The sequence below is a fragment of the Micromonospora sp. NPDC049366 genome, from assembly GCF_044466625.1.
Taxonomy (GTDB): domain Bacteria; phylum Actinomycetota; class Actinomycetes; order Mycobacteriales; family Micromonosporaceae; genus Micromonospora.
In genome coordinates this window covers 1-20,130 of record NZ_JBITMV010000026.1, presented here as the reverse complement: position 1 = coordinate 20,130, position 20,130 = coordinate 1, and the positions used below count along the sequence as shown (strand labels likewise).

General features: G+C 72.2%; 18 protein-coding genes. 9 read left to right on the top strand and 9 right to left on the bottom strand.

Annotated elements, in window-relative coordinates; genetic code table 11:
• The 3 genes from ACIBTV_RS28755 (at position 1) to ACIBTV_RS28745 (ending at position 3,405) form a co-directional block, all read left to right on the top strand.
• Positions 1–453 (top strand): SCP2 sterol-binding domain-containing protein, encoded by a 453-nt coding sequence (locus ACIBTV_RS28755; RefSeq protein ID WP_396709888.1) that lies wholly within the window; start codon positions 1–3, stop codon positions 451–453.
• A gap of 1 nt (position 454) precedes the next feature.
• Positions 455–1,669: an acyl-CoA dehydrogenase family protein gene (locus ACIBTV_RS28750; protein WP_396709887.1), complete on the top strand. Its 1,215-nt coding sequence runs from the start codon at positions 455–457 to the stop codon at positions 1,667–1,669.
• Positions 1,670–1,842: 173 nt separating this feature from the next.
• Positions 1,843–3,405, top strand: a complete 1,563-nt coding sequence (locus tag ACIBTV_RS28745) for an AMP-binding protein (protein WP_396709886.1) — start codon at positions 1,843–1,845, stop codon at positions 3,403–3,405.
• An 86-nt stretch (positions 3,406–3,491) separates the two neighbouring features.
• Here ACIBTV_RS28745 and purD read toward each other — a convergent pair whose 3' ends face one another.
• The 3 genes from purD to ACIBTV_RS28730 form a co-directional block, all read right to left on the bottom strand.
• Positions 3,492–4,742, bottom strand: a complete 1,251-nt coding sequence (gene purD / locus ACIBTV_RS28740) for a phosphoribosylamine--glycine ligase (RefSeq protein WP_396709884.1) — start codon at positions 4,740–4,742, stop codon at positions 3,492–3,494.
• A gap of 198 nt (positions 4,743–4,940) precedes the next feature.
• The gene (locus ACIBTV_RS28735; protein ID WP_396709882.1) at positions 4,941–5,870 is read right to left on the bottom strand and encodes a type IV toxin-antitoxin system AbiEi family antitoxin domain-containing protein; all 930 of its coding nucleotides are present in this window, start codon (positions 5,868–5,870) and stop codon (positions 4,941–4,943) included.
• A 229-nt stretch (positions 5,871–6,099) separates the two neighbouring features.
• Positions 6,100–7,389 carry an adenylosuccinate synthase gene (locus ACIBTV_RS28730; protein ID WP_396709880.1) on the bottom strand — a complete coding sequence of 430 codons (1,290 nt, stop codon included), beginning with the start codon at positions 7,387–7,389 and terminating at the stop codon, positions 6,100–6,102.
• A gap of 125 nt (positions 7,390–7,514) precedes the next feature.
• Here ACIBTV_RS28730 and ACIBTV_RS28725 point away from each other — a divergent pair, with 125 nt between their 5' ends.
• Together ACIBTV_RS28725 and ACIBTV_RS28720 are read left to right on the top strand one after the other, a co-directional pair.
• A complete protein-coding gene (locus ACIBTV_RS28725) occupies positions 7,515–8,516 on the top strand; it encodes a hypothetical protein (protein ID WP_396709879.1) in 1,002 nt (333 codons plus the stop codon).
• Between the two features lie 633 nt (positions 8,517–9,149).
• Entirely contained in the window at positions 9,150–11,231 is a 2,082-nt protein-coding gene (locus ACIBTV_RS28720) for a chromosome partitioning protein (RefSeq protein WP_396709978.1), read from the top strand.
• Between the two features lie 116 nt (positions 11,232–11,347).
• On the opposite strand, the gene ACIBTV_RS28715 is transcribed toward ACIBTV_RS28720, so the two are convergent.
• Positions 11,348–11,776, bottom strand: coding sequence for a DUF3151 domain-containing protein (locus ACIBTV_RS28715; RefSeq protein WP_396709877.1), 429 nt, complete (start codon positions 11,774–11,776; stop codon positions 11,348–11,350).
• Between the two features lie 344 nt (positions 11,777–12,120).
• On the opposite strand from ACIBTV_RS28715, the gene ACIBTV_RS28710 reads away from it, so the two are divergent.
• Entirely contained in the window at positions 12,121–13,323 is a 1,203-nt protein-coding gene (locus tag ACIBTV_RS28710) for an LOG family protein (RefSeq protein WP_396709875.1), read from the top strand.
• Positions 13,324–13,418: 95 nt separating this feature from the next.
• Here ACIBTV_RS28710 and fbaA read toward each other — a convergent pair whose 3' ends face one another.
• On the bottom strand, positions 13,419–14,444 hold the full coding sequence (gene fbaA / locus ACIBTV_RS28705; protein ID WP_396709873.1) for a class II fructose-bisphosphate aldolase: 1,026 nt from the start codon (positions 14,442–14,444) through the stop codon (positions 13,419–13,421).
• Between the two features lie 149 nt (positions 14,445–14,593).
• On the bottom strand, positions 14,594–14,977 hold the full coding sequence (locus tag ACIBTV_RS28700) for a phage holin family protein (protein WP_396709871.1): 384 nt from the start codon (positions 14,975–14,977) through the stop codon (positions 14,594–14,596).
• A 143-nt stretch (positions 14,978–15,120) separates the two neighbouring features.
• Between ACIBTV_RS28700 and ACIBTV_RS28695 the strand changes: the two genes are divergently transcribed.
• The 3 genes from ACIBTV_RS28695 (at position 15,121) to ACIBTV_RS28685 (ending at position 18,019) form a co-directional block, all read left to right on the top strand.
• Entirely contained in the window at positions 15,121–15,333 is a 213-nt protein-coding gene (locus tag ACIBTV_RS28695) for a hypothetical protein (protein ID WP_396709869.1), read from the top strand.
• Between the two features lie 157 nt (positions 15,334–15,490).
• Positions 15,491–17,047, top strand: coding sequence for an LPXTG cell wall anchor domain-containing protein (locus ACIBTV_RS28690; protein WP_396709867.1), 1,557 nt, complete (start codon positions 15,491–15,493; stop codon positions 17,045–17,047).
• Positions 17,048–17,305: 258 nt separating this feature from the next.
• Positions 17,306–18,019, top strand: coding sequence for a DedA family protein (locus ACIBTV_RS28685; protein ID WP_396709865.1), 714 nt, complete (start codon positions 17,306–17,308; stop codon positions 18,017–18,019).
• Between the two features lie 61 nt (positions 18,020–18,080).
• Here the strand turns inward: ACIBTV_RS28685 and ACIBTV_RS28680 are convergent, their stop codons facing one another.
• From ACIBTV_RS28680 to ACIBTV_RS28670, 3 genes are all read right to left on the bottom strand, one after another.
• Complete coding sequence (locus ACIBTV_RS28680; RefSeq protein WP_076468717.1) at positions 18,081–18,458, bottom strand: helix-turn-helix transcriptional regulator; 378 nt, start codon at positions 18,456–18,458, stop codon at positions 18,081–18,083.
• Positions 18,459–18,515: 57 nt separating this feature from the next.
• Entirely contained in the window at positions 18,516–19,052 is a 537-nt protein-coding gene (gene pyrE / locus ACIBTV_RS28675) for an orotate phosphoribosyltransferase (protein ID WP_396709976.1), read from the bottom strand.
• Between the two features lie 166 nt (positions 19,053–19,218).
• Positions 19,219–20,028, bottom strand: a complete 810-nt coding sequence (locus tag ACIBTV_RS28670; RefSeq protein WP_396709864.1) for an SDR family NAD(P)-dependent oxidoreductase — start codon at positions 20,026–20,028, stop codon at positions 19,219–19,221.
• Positions 20,029–20,130: the final 102 nt, after the last annotated feature.

The following is a 20,130-nucleotide window of genomic DNA, read 5'->3' as shown; positions in this document are numbered from 1 at the left end:
ATGACTGACTTCGACCCGGCGAACTTCGCCAACGTCGGCCCGAAGGAGTTCGCCCAGCTGGTCAAGTCCACCCCGGACGACAAGATCGCCGCTGTCATGGCCAGCGACCTGCGCGGCAAGGTGCTGAGCGAGGTCTTCAACCGGATGCCGTCGCTCTTCCGGGCCGACCGGGCCGGCTCGACCAACGCCGTCATCCACTGGACCATCACCGGCCGCCCGGACGGTGGCAGCGACACCTACGAGGTGGTCATCGAGAACGGCACCTGCACCGTCTCGGACACCCCGCAGCGCGACCCGAAGCTCACCCTGACCCTGGGCCCGGTCGAGTTCCTCAAGATCGTTTCGGGCGGTGCGAACCCCGTCATGATGTTCATGACCGGCAAGCTCAAGGCCAAGGGCGACCTGGGCCTGGCCGCCAACATCGCCAACCTGTTCGACATCCCCAAGGCCTGAGATGGCCGAGTTCTCGCTCGACCTGTCCGAGGAACAGCGGGACCTCCGCGACTGGGTGCACGGCTTCGCGGCCGATGTCGTGCGCCCGGCCGCGGCCGAGTGGGACGCCCGCGAAGAGACCCCCTGGCCGGTCATCCAGGAGGCGGCGAAGGTCGGCCTCTACGGCTTCGAGTTCCTCGCCACCTGCTGGGCCGACCCCACCGGCCTCTCCCTCCCCATCGCCAGCGAAGAGCTGTTCTGGGGTGACGCCGGCATCGGCCTCAGCATCTTCGGCACCTCACTCGCCGTCGCCGCGATCTACGGCACCGGCACACCCGACCAACTGGTCGAGTGGGTGCCGCAGTGCTTCGGCTCGGTCGACGAGCCCGCCGTGGCCGCGTTCTGCAGCACCGAGCCCGAGGCCGGCTCCGACGTCGGCGCGATGCGCACCCGCGCTGTCTACGACGAGGCCACCGACGAGTGGGTGCTGAACGGGCAGAAGGCGTACGCCACCAACGGCGGCATCGCCGGGGTGCACGTCGTCACCGCCTCGGTCGAACCGTCGCTCGGATCCCGGGGGCAGGCGGCATTCGTCGTACCGCCCGGCACCGCGGGGCTCAGCGCGACCCGCAAGCTGCGCAAGCTCGGGCTGCGCGCGTCGCACACCGCCGACGTCTTCCTCGACGACGTACGGGTGCCCGGAAACTGCCTGCTGGGCGGCCGGGAGGCGCTGCGGGAACGCCTCGACCGGGCCCGCTCCGGGCAGCGCGCCTCCGGGCAGGCGGCGATGCGGACGTTCGAGATCACCCGGCCCACCGTCGGCGCGCAGGCGCTCGGCGTGGCCCGCGCCGCCTACGAGTACGCCCTGGACTACGCGAAGGACCGGGTCCAGTTCGGACGCCCGATCATCGAGAACCAGGCGGTCGCGTTCGCGCTGGCCGACATGAAGATGGAGATCGACGCGGCCCGGCTGCTGGTGTGGCGCGCCTCCTGGATGGGGCGCAACAACCGGCCGTTCACCGCGGGCGAGGGCTCGATGTCCAAGCTGAAGGCCGGCGAGGTCGCCGTCGCCGTGACCGAGAAGGCCGTCCAGCTGCTCGGCGGTGCCGGCTTCCTGCGCGACCACCCGGTCGAGCGCTGGTACCGGGACGCGAAGATCTACACCATCTTCGAAGGCACCTCCGAGATCCAGCGACTCGTCGTCTCGCGCGCCATCTCCGGAATGCAGATCCGCTGACCGGCCGGGCCGCCCGCGGGTGGCCCGGCCGGCGCACCAACGGTGCCGTCTTCGTCACCCCGCGCCACCGCCGAGCTGCCGTACGCGGACACCCAGGGCATGATCACGACAGACGCCCGACCGGACGGCCCCCTCGACCCCGTCCGCGCACCGCCCCCAAGGAGGTCTGCGGCATGGACCTGCCGTTCATCGTCACCACGCTGACCCGTCGCGGGCTGCTCACCCCCGGCCGACCCATCCGGGTCGCCTCGCAGCTGAGCGCACTGCGTCGGTGGGGCTGGAGCCTGGCCGGCGAGCTGCGCCAGGCCGCCGCCCGGGACCCCGACCGCCCGGCGATCATCGACGAGGACGGCGTCGAGCTGACCTACCAGCGGCTGCTCGACCGGGCCGAACGGACCGCGCGGTCCCTACGGGCCGGACTCGGCATCCAGGCCGGGGACCGCATCGGTGTCCTGTGCCGCAACCACCACGGACTGATCGAGACGATCGTCGCGGCCACCCTGCTCGGCGCCGACGCGGTGCTGGTCAACACCGGCCTCTCCCCGGCGCAGCTCAGCACCGTTGCCGAGGAGCAGCGACTCCGGGTGCTCGTGCACGACGACGAGTTCGCCGAACGCGTCCTCACCCTGCCGCCCGAGCTGCCCCGCCTGGACGAGCGCGCCCGCGAGGAGCTGGTCGTCGGCGCCCTCCCCGGTGAGCTGCACCCGCCGGAGCGCGACGGCCGGATCATCGTGCTCACCTCCGGCACCACCGGCGCGCCCAAGGGTGCCCGCCGCCGGACCCCCACCGGCTTCGGCCCGCTGGTGTCCATCATCGACCGGATCCCGCTGCACACCCGCGACCGGGTGATGATCGCCGCCCCGATCTTCCACACCTGGGGATTCGCCGCCCTCCAGGTCTGCTTCGCGCTGCGGGCCACCATCGTGCTGCACCGCCGCTTCGACCCGGCCGCCACGGTCGCCGCACTGGCCGACCACCGGTGCGACGCGCTGTTCGCCGTGCCGGTGATGCTCCAGCGGCTCCTGGAGGTGCCGCCGCCCGACCCACGCCCCCCGCTGAAGGTGGTCGCGGTCAGCGGCTCCGCCCTGCCCGGCGGCCTCGCGCCCCGGTTCATGGACGTCTACGGCGACGTCATGTACAACCTCTACGGCTCGACCGAGGTCTCCTGGGCCTCCATCGCCGGCCCCGCCGACCTGCGCGCCGCACCGACCACCGCCGGGCGCGCGCCGCACGGCACCCGGCTGGAGATCCTCGACGCCGCCGGCGCACCGGTGCCCGTCGGACACGTCGGGCGGATCTTCGTGGGCAACGAGATGCTCTTCGAGGGGTACACCTCCGGGGCGAGCCGGGAGACCCGCGACGGGCTGCTCGACACCGGCGACCTGGGCCGACTCAACGCCGACGGCCTGCTCTTCGTCGACGGGCGAGCGGACGACATGATCGTCTCGGGTGGCGAGAACGTCTTCCCGTCCGAGGTGGAGGACCTGCTCGCCCGACTGCCCCAGGTCCGCGAGGCGGCCGTCATCGGCGTACCCGACCCCGAGTTCGGCCAGCGTCTCGCCGCGTTCCTCGCCCTGCATCCCGGCGAGACACTGGACCCGGAGGCCGTCCGCGAATACGTGCGGCACTACCTCGCCCGCTACTCCGTGCCCCGGGACGTGGTGTTCGTGAAGTACCTGCCGCGCAACGCCACCGGCAAGGTGCTCACCCGCGAGCTGCGTCGCTACTTCGGCTGACACCGCCCGGCGCGGTGCCGGACGGTGCGTCAGCCTTTCGTCGCCCCACTGTTCACGCGGCGTCGGGCGGGGACGGCCGCCCGGGCTCAGGCGGGGATCGTGATCCGGCCCTCGATCGCCGCGGCGGCGATGTCGGTGCGGTGCTGCGAACCGGCCAGCCCGATGCCACGCACCAGCTCGTACGCAGCGTCCCGCGCGGTGGCCAGGTCGGGGCCGGTGGCCGTACCGCAGAGGACACGGCCACCCGCGGAGACCAGGGCACCGTCGTCTGCCCGGCGGGCGGTGCCGGCGTGGATGATGCCCGGACCGTCCGCGCCGGTGATCACGTCGCCGGTGCGGGACGAGGCCGGGTAGCCCTCCGACGCGACCACCACCGTCACGGCGGCGCCGTCCCGCCAGCGCAGCGGCGGGTGCTCGGCCAACGTGCTGGTCGCCGCCGCGTGCAGCAGCCCACCGAGCGGGGTCTCCAGCAGCGCGAGCACCACCTGCGTCTCCGGGTCACCGAAGCGCGCGTTGAACTCGATCACGCGGGGGCCGGCGGCCGTCATCGCCAGCCCCACGTAGAGGAGCCCGGCGAACGGGGCGCCCCGGCGGCGCAGCTCGGCCAGTGTCGGGTGGACCACGTCCCGCATGACCTCGTCGACCAGACCGGGTGGGGCCCACGGCAGCGGCGCGTACGCCCCCATCCCCCCGGTGTTCGGGCCGGTGTCACCGTCGCCGAGCCGCTTGAAGTCCTGCGCCGGCAGCAACGGCACCGCCGCCTCGCCGTCGGTGATCACGAACAGGGAGACTTCGGGGCCGTCCAGGTACTCCTCGATGACGACCCGGCCGCACTCCCGCGCGTGCTCCTCGGCGCGGGCGCGGTCGTCGGTGACCACCACACCCTTGCCGGCGGCGAGACCGTCGTTCTTCACCACGTACGGCGGGCCGAACTCGTCCAGCGCGCGGGCCACGCTCTCCGGGTCGGCGCAGGTGTAGGCCCGCGCGGTCGGCACCCCCGCCGCGGTCATCACGTCCTTGGCGAACGCCTTCGACCCCTCCAGCCGGGCCGCCTCCGCGGACGGGCCGAACACCGGGATCCCCTTGGCGCGTACGGCGTCGGCCACCCCGGCGACCAGCGGCGCCTCCGGGCCGATCACCACCAGGTCGCTCCCGGTCTCGACCGCCAGCGCGGCCACCGCCGCCGGATCGGTCGCCTCGACCGTACGCAGCTCGGCGATCGCCGCGATCCCCGGATTACCCGGGGCCGCGATCAGCTCCGTGACCGCCGGATCGGACGCCAACCCGAGCGCGAGAGCGTGCTCGCGCCCTCCAGAACCCACCAGAAGTACCCGCACAAACCCGCATCCTACTGACCCCACCGCCAACCTCCCCCCACCGCCGCCTCCCCCCGCCCCGCCCCCGCCGCCTCGCCCCGCCCCGCCCCGCCCCGCCGCCCCGCCCCGCCCCGCCTCGGTGATCAAGAGGTTTGCGTCAAGTTTTGGCTCATCCGTGACGCAAACCTCTTGATCACTGGGAGGGGGCGGGGCGGCGGCTCAGGTGCGGCGGGCGGCGGCTATGGCTTGGCGGACCGTCCAGGGGATGTAGTCGGGGCGGAGGGTGTCGGCCCAGGTGAACCGGAGCACCGTCCAACCGGCGTTGACCAGACGGTTCTGCCGTCGGCGGTCGGCGAAGACCGCGTCCGGGGTGTCGTGCGAGTCCCGCCCGTCGGCCTCGGCGAGCACCCGCGGGCCACGCCAGCCCAGGTCACCGATGCCGAGCAGATAGCCGTCGTGGTCGCGTACCTCCAGCTGGAGCGCGTCCGGTGGCACCCGGCCGTCGACGCAGCGCAGCCGCGTACGCGTCTCCAGCGGCGACTGCGCCCGCCCGTCCGCCTCGGCCAGGTAGCCGCGAGCGGCAACCGCTCCCCGCCGGCCATGGATGATGCCCGGCACCGCCAGCAGGTCGTCCGGCGTGACGAGGCCACGGTTGAGCGCCGAATCGAGCACGGACACCGCGGCGAACCGGTCAACTTTGAGGATGACGTCCGAGACGGTGCGGAGCGGTGAGGTGACCTTGAGGCCCACAACACCGGCGAGGTCGCCGGGAGTGACGGTCAGCTGATGCACCGCCAGCCACGGGGCCAGGCCACGCTGCGGCCGCGGTCGATCCACCGGCACCGAGACGTGGACCTGACCGGTCGAACGCAGACCGGCGATGCCGTACAGCTCGAGAGCCGTCTCGTGGACGGCGAACGCACCCGGGCCGAGGCTGGTCACGGCAGCCCTTATCTGTGCCCGCCGCAGGGTCTCGACGCTCCGCGTCTCGGCCAGAACGAAGCACCCTCGCAGGACCCGCTGCCACCGACCGGACCTGCACATCTGCCGAACCTGGTCCTTGCTCAGGCCGGCACGCACGGCTTGCTCGACGGTCACCATCCCGTCCTGCCCGGCGGCGACCCTGCGCAAGATATCGAGTGGCGTCACCACCTCACGATGCCGGCGCGCCCCGCACCGCCGACACCCCTGTGGATAACCCCGACCCTCCCTGTGGACAACGCCCTGCCGGACCTGCCCAGCTCCGGGTCGACCGGCACCACGTCGTGATCAAGAGGTTTGCGTCAGAGATGAGCCCGAGCGTGACGCGAACCTCTTGATCACCGGGGAGAGCCTGAGCGGAGAGCCTGAGCGGAGAGCCCGGGAGGAGGGCCCGGGGTTAGGGGAGGAGGGGGTGTTGGACCACGTTCTCCTCGCGGCCGGGGCCTACGCCGATGACGCTCACGCGGGTGTTGCAGAGTTCCTCGATGCGCGCGATGTAGCGGCGGGCGTTCTCCGGCAGCTCGTCCACGCTGCGGGCCTTGGTGATGTCCTCCGACCAGCCGTCCATCTCCTCGTAGACGGGAGTGGCGTGGTGGAAGTCGGTCTGGGTCATCGGCATGTCGTCGACGCGCTTGCCGTTGATCTCGTAGCCGACGCAGATCGGCACCTTCGGCAGGCCGGTGAGCACGTCCAGCTTGGTGATCACCAGGTCGGTCACGCCGTTGAGGCGGCAGGAGTAGCGGGCCACCACGGCGTCGAACCAGCCGCACCGCCGCTCCCGGCCGGTGGTGGTGCCGTACTCGTGACCGATCTTGCGCAGGTGCTCTCCGTTGGCGTCGAAGAGCTCGGTCGGGAACGGCCCCGACCCGACCCGCGTCGTGTACGCCTTGCTCACCGCGATGACCCGGTTGATGGCGGTCGGCGGGATGCCCGCGCCCACGCAGGCCCCGCCGGCGGTGGGGTTGGACGACGTCACGAACGGGTAGGTGCCGTGGTCCATGTCGAGCATGGTGGCCTGGGCGCCCTCCAGCAGGACCGTCTCGCCCCGGTCGAGGGCGTCCCAGAGCAGCCCCCGGGTCTCGGCGATGTACGGCTTCAGCCGCTCCGCGTACGCCAGGTATTCCTCGACGGTCGCCTCGACGTCGATCGCCTTGCGGTTGTAGACCTTGAACAGGATCTGGTTCTTCTCGCGCAGCGCGAGTTCCAGCTTCTTGCGCAGGATGCCCGGGTCGAGCAGGTCCTGCAGGCGGATGCCCATCCGGGCGACCTTGTCACCGTAGGCCGGGCCGATGCCCCGGCCGGTGGTGCCGATGCGGGAGGAGCCGAGGTAACGCTCGACCACCCGGTCCAGCGCCCGGTGGTGCGGCATGATCAGGTGCGCGTCGCCGGAGATCCGCAGCCGGGAGACGTCCACGCCCCGCTCGGCGAGGCCGTCGATCTCGGTGAGCAGCACCTTCGGGTCGACCACGACACCGTTGCCGATGATGATCTTCGCGCTGGGCGAGAGTGCTCCGGAGGGCATCAGGTGCAGCGCGTACTTCTGGCCATCCGGCGTGATCACCGTGTGCCCGGCGTTGTTGCCGCCTGAGTAACGCACCACGTAGTCGACCCGCTCACCCAGCAGGTCGGTAACCTTGCCCTTGCCCTCGTCGCCCCACTGAGCGCCGATGAGCACGATCGCTGGCATGTCTCTCGCCTCCAGAAAGGCTCGGGTGCCAGGTGGCGACCGCTCGGCGAGCCCGGGGTGTCAGGCTAACAAGAGGTAACGACGTGGTCGGCAGGGGTCGCGTCGACAGGTAGGAGGCTCCTCCCGTGTACGACGTGGTGCTGCTCACCCTCGCCTCGCAGCGGGACTCGTCCGGTGGCTGCGGCAGCGGTGGGGCCTGCTGCGGTGGCGTCACGGAGGGTGAGCACGACGCTCCGGACCAGGCGGAACGGTGCGAGACGCCGCGCGTACCGGTGCTGGCGTGCGCGGACGCGCTGACCGCCCGCGGCGCCCGCGTCGAGACGATCACCGCCCGGTCGGACCAGGAGATCGACGAGGTGCTGGCCCGGCTGGACGGCCCGGCGCGCGCCGACGGCCTCACCTGGCCCGACCCGGACTCCAAGATCCGGCTCGTCGTCGCCACCGCCAGCGACGCACAGTTGCGCGCCGTGCTGCGCCGACTCGTCCGGCGGTACGCTCCGCCGCCCAGCCGGCGCCCCGAGGACCTGCCCGTCGGGCGTACGGTGCCGGACCTGCCGCCGATCGGCGTACTCCCGCTCGATCCGGCCCGCAGCGGCGGGCACCGCGACCTGGCCGCACAGCTCGGGTTGCCGCGTGACCCGGCGGCGGTGGCCGCGGCGGTCCTCGACGGCACAGCCCGCCGCCTGGACCTGCTGCGCACCGACGGCGGCTCGGTGACCCTGGACGGCGCGCTGCTCGGCGCCGCCGACGACGCCGGTCGGCCGTTGCACTGGCGGGGTCGGGTCGAGGTGGACGACACCGTGCTCACCAACGGCGACGACCCGCTGCTGGCCTGCGCGGTCGGCAACGCGGGTGGGTACGCCACCCTGGACGACGTGGCCCTGCTGGCCGCGCCGGACCCGACCGACGGTCTGGTCGAGGTCGCCGTGGCCGTCCCGGTGGTGACCCGGTCCCGGTTCGGCCGCAGGCGCGTACGCCTGGAGGTGCGCCGGGCCCGCGGTCGCGCGGTCGCCGTGGTGCCGCGTGACGAGAAGGTGCCGTTCCTCGATGACGGCGTCGAGGGCGAGCTGAGCCGGAAGCGGTCCTGGTGGACCGAGCGGGGCGCCTGGGCGGTCTGGGCCGTCTGACCTCGCCGCCCCGCTCGCTGGCCAGCCCTCGTCGGCTGGTGGGCCTATCCTCGGCAGGAGGAATGGGGAGGAACCGTGGTGGACGAGAACGCCGACCGGGCGCGTACGCCCGGCCAGCAGCCGGTGCCGGAGCGGGACATCGAACCGCCCTGGCCGACGGATCCGGGCGCGTCGGCGCCGCCCTGGGCTGCCGTGGTGCGGCACCCGATCGCCGAATCGCCGGCACCCTCCACATCGGCCGCTGACCCGAAGGCTCCCTCGACGACCGGCGCCTCCACGGCCGACAACGGCGTCGAGGGCCCACCGCCGTCCTCAACGGACTACCCCTCGCTGACCGGTGCGTTGCCGCCGCCGGGCGGTAACTGGGCGCCCCCGCCGCCACCACCGCCACCGGCCTCCGGCTGGGCGCCCGCACAGCGGGGTTGGCAACCACCGGCGACGCAGCCGGCGTGGGCGCCCGCCGCCCCCGGCACCGACTCGGATGCCGGCTCCGCCACCGGCGCGGGCGCGGGCACCGCTGCCGGCGGCGCACCCCCGGCGCGGGCCGCCTGGCCGCCCGCGACCGGGGCCACGGCCGGGGCGGAGACGCCCACCGGTGGCGCGCCGGGTGCTCCCCGCGCCTCGGGCGCCCCCGTGACGCGGCCCGCCTGGCCCCCGGCGGCACCCGAGCCCGCCGAGCCCGCCGAGGTCACCGGCGGCGCCGCGGGATCGCCCGCCCCGCCACCTACCGCCGGTCCGGCCGACGTTGCCCCGCCACCGGCGGGTCAGACCACCACGGCCACGCCCGGCCCGACGACGAACGGCGCGTCGGGCAGTGCCGCCACGCCGGGTGTAGCGGGCCGGCCGGCCGCCAGCGGCCAGGTCGACCTGGACCTGCCGTTCAGCCTCGACCAGCCACCGCTGCCGCCCGCCGCTCGGGGCGTACCCGTCCCGCCGTCCGCGCCGGCCGCTTCCGACGGTGCCGCGGTCGCCGCCGGCGGCGAGCACCCCCGCGCAACGCAGGCCGGTGCGACCACGGCCGAGGCAGCCGCCCGGCCGGCCAGCCCGGGGGTCCCAGCCACGCGGCCCGCCGGGTCCGCCACGCCCGAATCCCAGGCGACGACTGCCGAGGAGAGCGCACCGGACACGACGGGCGAGGCGAAGGTCGTCACCCCGACCAGCGGATCCGCCACCTCGGGCCGGCCGGCCGAGTCGCCGTGGGCCCATCCGCCGCAGCGCCCCACCAGCACTTCCGGGCGGGACGAGACCGCGCAAGTCGCTCCGACCACGGGCGGGCCAGTGCCGGCCGTCGGCGCGACGGGCGTCACGCCACCGAGCACCGAACGCGGCGCGACCGGCCCGGTGCTGGGCCCGGACAGCGGCGCGGCCGGCCCGGTGCCGGGTGCGGAGGTCGGCGCGCCCGGCACTGACAGCCGCGCGGCTGGTGCGATGCCAGGCACCGAGGGCGGCGCGACCGGTGCGGTGCCGACCGAGGGCACGTCGTTCGCCGGTGCGGGTGCCGGCGGGGCACCGCCGGCGGCACTGTGGTCGGGCGTCGCCCACGAGGGGGCTGTGCCCCCGCCGATCCCGCAACCGCCCGGCCCGGTCCCGCCAGTGCCCCAGGCTGGGCCGACCCTGCCTCCGCCGCCCGCCCCACCGCCGGGCCCGTTCCCGCCGTCGCCCGGCTGGTACCCACCGCCGTGGCAGGGTGGCGCCGGGGCGCCTCCGGTACCCCCGCAGCACTACCCGCCGGCCCCCGGCGTCACCGCCATGCCGTCCGGTCACCCCGATCCGAACGCCGCGCCGCAGGCCGCCCCGCCCACGGCCGAGGACTTCGCCCGCCGCCGACAGGTACGGCCCGCCAACCCAGTGGCCACCATGGGCGTACGGGCGATGGCCAACAAGATCGGCCTGAAGCTTCCGCCCGGGCGGCACGAGCAGGAGCGCAAGCGGGACATCGAGATGGTGCGCCGCAACTTCGGCGGGCTGCGCCAGGTGACGGTGGTCAACCCGAAGGGCGGTGCCGGCAAGACGGTCGCCATCCTCCTGCTCGCGATGACGTTCGGGCAGAAGCGCGGCGGCTACGTGCTGGCCTGGGACAACAACGAGACCCAGGGCACCCTCGGCATGCGCGCGCAGCAGGACTTCCACTCCCGCACCGTGCGGGACATGCTGCGCGACCTCGGTCAGTTCCATGGCGCACACGGGCGGGTCGGCGACCTCTCCCAGTACGTGCGGTCCCAGGGCGAGGGCATGTTCGACGTGCTCGCCTCGGACGAGTCGGCCACCGGCGGCGAGATGCTCACGGCGGCGGCGTTCGCCGAGATCCGCGAGGTGGTGAGCCGCTTCTACAAGTTGATCTTTGTGGACACCGGGAACAACGTCCGGGCGCAGAACTGGCAGGCCGCGATGGACGCCACCGACCAGTTGGTGGTCACCATGTCGGCCCGGAACGACTCCGCCGAGACGGCCGCCCGGATGCTCGACCACCTGGAGCAGAGCGGTCGGCAGCGGTTGGTCCGGCAGGCGGTCACGGTGGTGTCGATGCCACCGTCCCGTAAGGAGATCGACCTGCCGGCGATCCAGGAGCACTTCGCCGCCCGTACGCGGGCGGTGCTGCTGGCACCGTACGAGCGGCTCATCGACAGCGGCGAGCCGATCCGCTACGGCGCTCTCTCGTCCGCCACCCGGGATGCCTGGCTGAAAATCGCCGCCGCCGTAGCCGAAGGCCTCTGACCCCAGCCCCGCCCCCGCCCCGCGATCTTGCAGTTGGCGCCCCGACAGAACGGGCGAACGCCCTGAACCGAGGGCCGGAACTGCAAGATCGCGGGGAGGAGAGGAGCGGGAGGGGGTTAGTTGCTGGCCAGGGCGTCGGCCGCGGCGGGGTCGCAGTCGCGAAGGAACTGGGCGCAGCGGGCCGCCTCGTCCGCCTCGCCGATCTCGTCGGCCGCCCGGGACAGCACGTAGAGGCAGCGAAGGAAGCCGCGGTTGGGCTCGTGCGACCACGGCACCGGGCCGTGCCCCTTCCAGCCGTTGCGGCGCAGCTGGTCCAGGCCCCGGTGGTAGCCGGTGCGGGCGTACGCGTACGCCGGAACGACCTGGCCCGTCGCGAGCGCCCGGGCCCCCAGCGCGCCCCACGCCGCGCTGTACGTCGGATAGCGCGCCGCCACCTCGGCGAACGCGCCGTCGTCGTCGGCCTGTTCGGCGGCGACCAGGGCGGCGTCGGCCTCGTCGTACGCGGGGAGGAGGGTGGCCGGTGGCTCCGGCATGAGGTTCTGCATCGCCCCATTCAACCCGCTTCGCCGACCGACATGCGAGAGGGTCGACGGACCCGGCTGGCTGAAAGGCTGAGGAGTTGGTCACGCCTGTGGCCTATGCCGCACGGAGTTGTTTTCCACTACAACTAATGGTCCGGAGCCTCCCCAGGACCCGGTTACGCAGGAGCCCGGTGGTCCAGGCCGCCGGGCTCCTGTCGGTCCGGGGCACGGTCACCCGACGTCGGCCGGCACGAACACCGACAACCGGGGGCACCAGCAGCCGGATCCCGGGGCCGACCAGCAGCCGGACACCCGGTGGACAGCGGCCCGATGTGCGGCGGGCCGGCTGACGGGGGCAGGATGGCCGGGTGCCGACCCCACCGCCCGCCGACGTTCTCGAACCGCACGCCACCGACGAGGTCGAGACCCGCGCCGAGTTCGACCGGCGACTCGCCACCGGCAACCTCGCCGGGTTGACCATTCAGGGTCTCCGTCTGGACCTCGACCCGGCGCCGGACCTCACCGCCGTCACGGTGGCCGGGACGCTCTTCGTCGGCTGCCGGTTCGCCTCCCGGGAGGTCGGCGCCGATCTGGTCCGGCGGGGCGCCAACGTGGTGCCGCCCTTCTCCGGGCTGCCCTACCCGACGCAGCCGTCGCACCTCTACACGCCAGAGGAGCTGGCCGCCGGCTTCGCCGAGGCGGGCTTCGCGGGGATGTACGACACCCGGGTGTACGCGCACTTCCGAGCGCGCGGTGGCGCGCTGCCGGACGTACGGGAGGCGCTCGGGCAGCGGTTGCACGATCACGGCGTCGACAACGCGCTGGCCGACGCGACGCGGGCGTGGCTGGCCGCGTACGGGCCGCAGTCGGTGGTGGGGATCATGGGCGGGCACGCGGTGCCGCGCGGCAGTGCGTCGTACCGGATGGCCGCCGTGCTGGGTTGGGAGCTGGCCCGGGCCGACCGGCTGGTGGTCACCGGCGGTGGGCCGGGGGTGATGGAGGCGGCGAATCTCGGCGCCTACCTCGCGGGTCGACCGGCGGAGGAGTTGACCGCCGCGATCGACCTGCTCGCGACGGCGCCCGACTTCACCGACCACGACCGGTACACGGCGGTGGCGTTGCGGGTCCGCGAGCGGTACACGCCGCCGCCGGTGCCCCGCCAGCGCGGCGCGGAACTGGAGTGGGCGCGGACCGGCGGGTTGTCCATTCCGACCTGGCTGTACGGCCACGAGCCGGCGAACCTGTTCGCCGGTCGGATCGCCAAGTACTTCTCCAACGCCATCCGGGAGGACACCATCCTGCGGCTCGCCCGGGGCGGGATCGTGTTCGCGCCCGGTCGGGCCGGGACGGTGCAGGAGGTGTTCCAGGCGGCCACCAAGACCTTCTACGGCACCGACGGCGCCAGCGGCGCGTACGTCTTCCTGGACCGCGCCTACTGGACCCGGGAGTTGCCGGTCGAGGCGCTGCTGCGGCCCCTGCTCGCCGCCTCGCCGTTCGGTGACCTGTCGTCGACGATCCACCTCACCGACGACGTGCGCGAGGCCGTCCGGGTGCTCACCGCGACGGCCTGACCGTCCGGCCGGGAACCTGCGGCGACCTGCGCCGGCCGGGTACGGCGACGGCCGGCCCCGGTGAGCGGGAGCCGGCCGTCGGTGCCGTGCGGGTGTTACTTGGTCATCGTGGTGCCGGTCGAGCGCAGGTGCTCGCACGCCTCGACCACCCGGGCGGCGAGGCCGGCCTCGGCCGCCTTGCCCCAGGTGCGCGGGTCGTACTGCTTCTTGTTGCCGACCTCGCCGTCGATCTTCAGCACGCCGTCGTAGTTGCGGAACATGTGGTCCGCGACGGGCCGGGTGAAGGCGTACTGGGTGTCGGTGTCGATGTTCATCTTCACCACGCCGTAGTCCAGCGCCTCGCGGATCTCCGACAGCAGCGAGCCGGAGCCGCCGTGGAAAACCAGGCTGAGCGGCTTCTCCTTGCCGTACTTGGCGCCGACCGCCTCCTGGATGTGCTTCAGCACCTCGGGGCGGAGCTTCACGTTGCCCGGCTTGTAGACGCCGTGCACGTTGCCGAAGGTCAGCGCCGCCATGTAGCGGCCCTTCTCGCCGAGGCCGAGCGCGTCGACCATGGCCAGGCCGTCCTCGACGGTGGTGTAGAGCTTGTCGTTGATGGCGTTCTCGACGCCGTCCTCCTCGCCGCCGACGACGCCGACCTCGATCTCCAGGACGATCTTGCCCTTGGCGGCCTCGGTGAGCAGCTGCTCGGCGATCTGCAGGTTCTCGGCCACCGGCACCGCGGAGCCGTCCCACATGTGCGACTGGAACAGCGGCTCCTGGCCGCCCTTCACCCGCTCCTGCGAGATGGCCATCAGCGGCCGGACGAACTTGTCCAGCTTGTCCTTCGGGCAGTGGTCGGTGTGCAGGGCGATGTTCACCGGGTACTTCTTGGCCACCTCGTGGGCGTACGCGGCGAACGCGACGGCACCGGTGACCATGTCCTTGATCGAGGGACCGGACAGGTACTCGGCGCCACCGGTGGAGACCTGGATGATGCCGTCGCTCTCCGCGTCGGCGAAGCCCTTGAGCGCCGCGTTGAGCGTCTGGGAGGAGGTCACGTTGATCGCGGGGTACGCGTACCGGCCGGCCTTGGCGCGGTCCAGCATCTCCGCGTAAGCCTCGGGGGAAGCGATGGGCATGTCAAACGCTCCTTACTTACCGCTCTCGGCCGTGCAGGCCGCTGTTGTCCATGGGTGCGCCGGACCGCGCTGTCCTCCGCCCGGCAGTATCCCGCAGCCGGCCGGCGCCGACGCAACCGACCCGGCGCCCGCCCACCCGACGCGGCCGGTCACCGGCCCTCCAGGCGGTCCGGAACGACGACACTGATCAGCCAGGTGACCACCGCCATCACGATGGCGCCCCAGAACGCCGCCCAGAATCCGTCCACCTGGAACGGTAGGCGCAGCACGTGGGCGATCCAGTCGGTCAGCAGGAAGAGCAACGCGTTCACGACGAGCGCGAACAGGCCCAGGGTGAGCAGGTAGAAGAGGCACCCGATCACCTTGATCACCGGCTTCAGCACGGCGTTCACGACGCCGAAGATCAGCGCCACCACGATCAGCGTGAGCACCGTGTTCGCGCCGGTCCGGCCGCTGACGTGGACGCCGGGCACGATCAACGTGGTGATCCACAGCGCCACCGCGGTGATCGCCAGCCGGATCAGGAAGCCCACGGCACCATCCTGGCATCGGGCGTACGCCCTGGTGGGCCGATTCCGTCGACTCGGCCGATGATCGACGGCGCGACCCGAGCGGGCGGCCGGCGGAGCCCGTACGGTGTGTGGGGTAGCGGTGCGCCGAGATCCAGGGAGGGACGATGGGTCAGCCCGACGAGGACTTCACCCCCAGCGCTCACCTCGGCCCGGAGGAGCGCGACCCGGAGGCCGAGACCGCCGACGCGGTCGAGCAGGCCGCTGTCGTCGGCCCGACCGAGGGTGACGCCGAGCCGCACCGCGGCTTGGAGGTCGACGACTGGGACGCGATGGAGCAGGCGCGGGTGGTCGTCGGCGACGAGGACGACTACCGCTGACCCGACTTCGGGTAGGGGGCGCCGGACGTTGCGGTGGTTCCGATCAGCCGTTCGGCCAAGATCAGCAACCGGGCGTCGGTCCGGGACAGCGCCGAACCTTAGCGGATCCTTAAGATCCGCTGGCTTCACCTTTCGTCCCCCCACCCGAGGGAACCCCATGCTGAAGAACTCCACCCGGCGCTGGCTCGCCGGGTTGGGCGTCGTAGGCGCGTTCGTCGCCGCCTCCGCCACCCCCGCCGCCGCCGAAGAACCGGCGGTCGAGCTGGGCGTGCACATGACGGACATGACCATCGCGGTCGGCACCGAGGGCAAGGTCGACTCACCGACCCTGTACGCCTCCGAGCCGATCGTCGTGAACGGTCTCACCGTTCGCTACGACTACCGCGACCTGGCCGGCAAGGTCACGCTCAAGCCTGAGATCAGCGGCGAGTGCTCAACCCCGGAAGAGAACGTCCTCGTCTGCCAGGACCCGTTCGAGGTCGGCCTCGACGACTGGGGCATTGGCGGCCTGTTCAGCGTCGCAATCGCGCCCACGAAGGACGCCGAGGACGGCGATTCCGGAGACCTCAAGGTCACGCTGAGCGCCGAAGGTCTCCAGCCGGCCAGCCACACCTCCACTGTGAAGATCGGTGAAGGGGTCGACCTGGCTGGCGGCACCGAGGTGAAGATCACCGGCAAGCCGGGTGACGCCTTCACCTCGTCCCTGGTCCTCGCCAACGTCGGCAAGACGGCGGCCAAGGGTGCTGTTGCGATCTTCGACAACGACCGTGCGATCCGCCCGGGCAAGCACTACAGCAACTGCACGTACGAGGGTGACCAGCTGCGCACCTGCCGCTTCACCGACACGGTGGAGCCGGGCGACACCCTCACCGCGGAGGTCCCGTACCTGCTGGGCGCGGACACCTACGCCCCGGGCCGGGAGTACGGCTACCACAACTGGATGACCCTGTCGGAGTTCGACGACTTCGTCGGCTACCTCTCGAGCATGGGCGTCACCATCGGAAAGCCGGGCACCGACGGGCCCCTCACGCTGACCGGGCAGAAGATGACGCAGCGCGGTTCGTTCCAGGCTGACGTCGACCCGGAGAACAACTGGTCCGGCATGGAGATCACGGTTACCGGCAAGAACGGCGTCGACCTCGCCGCGATCGGTGACATGGTCTCCGGCAAGGCGGGGGCGGTCGTCACCGCCACCGTGGGCGTCCGCAACAACGGCCCCGCGTCGCTGGACTTCAACCGCAGCGGCACCCCGGTCACCAAGATCGACGTCACCATCCCGACCGGCACCACCGCGGTCGAGGTGCCGGATGTCTGCATGCCTTTCGACGGGGAGAACGCGGACTGGGAGCACGCGGGCGAGCCGGGGGCGAATGCCTACCGTTGCTACCCGGACTACTACATCGCCAAGGACGAGGAGCAGACCGTCGACCTCGGTCTCCGGATCGACACCGTGACGGCGAACGCCGAGGGCAAGGTCGTCATCAACACCAAGTGCGAGTGCGAGGGCTTCGTCGACGACACGAACCCGGCCAACGACAACGCGAGGCTCGTGGTGAACCCGGCCGCCGACGGCGGCCAGGGCGGCGGCGACGGCGGCCTTCCGGTCACGGGTACGTCGACCGGTCTGATCGCCGGCCTCGGCGCCCTGCTGCTCGTCGCCGGCGTCGGCGGCTACGTGGTGGCCAAGCGCCGCCGGACCCGCTTCGTGGCCTGACCCGGCACGCACCCCGCTGACGCGGTACGCCCGCGTCAGCGGTACGTACCAGTGCCGCACCCGGTGCCCCGCCGACCCGACGGGCGGCGGGGCACCGTCGTATCCGGCCGAGCGGGCCGACGTCCGGCTGACCAGGCGGGCGGGCGCAGGTGTGACGTCGAGCACCGGGCGTGTCGGAGGGCCACCTAGACTACGGGGGTTGCCGTCGCTCCTGGCGACCGATCACCACCCTCACCCGGCAGACAACGGAGGTCGCTCGTGCCGACGCCCACCACCACCCTGGCCCTGGGGCCGGACTGGCTCGATCCGGAGTGGTTGATCTCGACGTTCGGGCTGCTCGGCATCCTGGCCATCGTCTTCGCCGAGTCCGGCCTGCTGATCGGCTTCTTCCTGCCGGGCGACTCGCTGCTGTTCACCGCGGGCCTGCTGACCGCCGACGGGCAGTACATCACCTACCCGCTGTGGTTGGTGTGCCTGCTGATCACGGTTGCGGCGATCGCCGGCGACCAGGTGGGGTACGCGTTCGGCCGCAAGGTCGGCCCGGCGTTGTTCCGCCGCCCCAATTCACGGCTGTTCAAGCAGGAGAACGTGCTGAAGGCGCACGAGTTCTTCGAGAAGTACGGCGCCCGCTCCATCGTCCTGGCCCGCTTCGTGCCGATCGTTCGCACGTTCACGCCGATCGTGGCCGGTGTCAGCCGGATGAACTACCGGACGTTCGTGGTCTACAACATCATCGGCGGCGTGCTCTGGGGCACGGGCGTGACGGTGCTCGGCTACTTCCTCGGCCAGATCCCGTTCGTGAAGGCGAACATCGAGTTCATCCTGATCGCGATCGTGGCGATCTCGGTGATCCCGATCGCGATCGAGCTGCTCCGGGCGCGGATGGCCGCGAAGCGCGGGGCGACGGCCGCGGAGCGGGCCGCCGCCGAGGAGGCGATCCGGGAGACCCGGCAGCACTACGGCAAGCACTGACCACCGGCCGGCCGTCCGGCGCCGTCCCTGCTCGGGGATGGCACCGGACGATCGGTACGGGTCAGCGGGCCTTCTTCGTGGCCCGCTTGCGCGGCGGGGTCAGCAGATCGGCGATCGTGGCGATCGCGGTCGGCACCAGCCGGTAGTAGGCCCACACACCGCGCTTCTCCCGCTCCAGCAGGCCGGCCTCGGTGAGGATACGGAGGTGATGGCTGACCGTCGGCTGGGAGAGGCCGAGCGGTGCGGTCAGATCGCAGACGCACGCCTCACCCTCGGGCGCCGACTGGATCAGGCTGAGCAGCCGGAGCCGCGCGGGGTCGGCGAGGGCCTTGAGGACCCCGGCGAGGCGCTCGGCATCGGCACGTTCGATCGGCTCGCCAGCAAGCGGCGAGATCTGAGGCATAGTCATTTCAGCCAACGCAGTTCCCACGTTTTCCATCCTTCCACCAGCAGCATCGATCCGCCTGCATATCAGCAGATCCGAATCGGCAGACTTTTACGCCACAAGGCCGAGGTCAGCCAACGTATAGGCCGCCCGATACGGCAGTCCGGCGGCTCGCACCGCGTCGCCGGCGCCTCGATCAACAATAACCGCAACCCCGACGACCTCGGCTCCGGCCTCACGCAACGCCTCGACCGCGGTCAGCACACTGCCACCCGTCGTCGATGTGTCCTCCACCGCCAGCACCCGCCGGCCGGCCACCTCCGGTCCCTCGATCCGCCGCTGCAACCCGTGCGCCTTGCCGGCCTTGCGGACCACGAAGGCGTCCAGATTTCGGTCGGCAGGGGCGGCGTGCAGCATCGACAGCGCCACCGGGTCGGCACCCAGCGTCAGCCCGCCGACCGCCTCGTAGTCCCAGTCGGCGGTCAGGTCGAGCATCACCCGCCCGATCAGCGGTGCGGCCTGGTGATGGAGCGTGACGCGTCGCAGGTCCACATACCAGTCCGCTTCGCGGCCCGAGGAGAGCACCACCCGACCGTGGACCACAGCCAGGTCGGTGATGAATTTACGCAGGTCGTCGTGGTCCCCCATGGCGATAGAGCGTACTGCTCGAGTCTGGACGCCGGATGTGGGGTCCACCTGGGGCAACCCGGCCGGGGGACAGATGAGTGGCGATGTACCGCTACGCTGTGCGACCGCCCGGGATCGCTCGGCGTCGGCGGCCGTGACCGGTCCGTCTCACGCCGTGGTGGCGCGGTCAGCTCTCGTCGCGGCCGATCCGGCCCCGGGTGTCGCGGGAGACCGCGTGCAGCAGGCGTCGCGGCGCGTGCCGCAGCCCTGCGACGGCGAGCTTGTACTTCCACGCCGGAACGCTGATCAGGCGACCTTTCCGCAGGTCACGCAAGGCTTCGTCGACGACGTCGTCGGCGTTGAGCCACATCCACTCCGGCGTCTTCGACATGTTGATGCCGGCCCGGTCGTGGAATTCGGTGCGGGTGTAGCCGGGACACAAGGCCATCACGCGTACGCCGAACGGCTGAGTCGACTGGCCGACCGACTCGCTGAAGTTGGTGACCCACGCCTTGCTGGCCGAGTAGGTCGAGCCGGGCATCACCGCGCCGAATCCGGCGACGGAAGAGACATTTATCACTGCCCCGTCCCGCCTTTCGGTCATCGGTCGCACCGCGGCCAGCGTCAGTCGCATCACGGCGTGCACGTTGAGGCGGAGCAGGCGGGCCTCGTCGTCGGCGGTCGAGCGCAGGAAAGGCTTGTTCAGACTGATTCCGGCGTTGTTCACCAACAGGTCGACGCGGCTGCCGTCGGCCAGTCGCGCCTCGACCGCCGCGCAACCGTCGTCGGTGGACAGATCGGCCGGGAGCACTTCGACCTCGTGCCCGTGCCGATCGGTCAGCTCGGTCGCCATCTCGCCGAGGCGGGTGGCGTCCCGGGCGACCAGCACCAGGTGCCAGCCGTCCGCGGCCAACCGGCGGGCGAACGCCGCGCCGATGCCGGCGGTCGCGCCGGTCACCAGGGCCCGGCGGGCGGCGGGCGTGGGCTCGGACGTCACGGGCGATCCTCTAGACGAGTAAGTCCTAACCCTGGTCAGTGGTCGTAGGCGATGAGGGACCTGGTCACGGGTTGTCCGGTGGTCCGGTTGTGCCAGATGGCG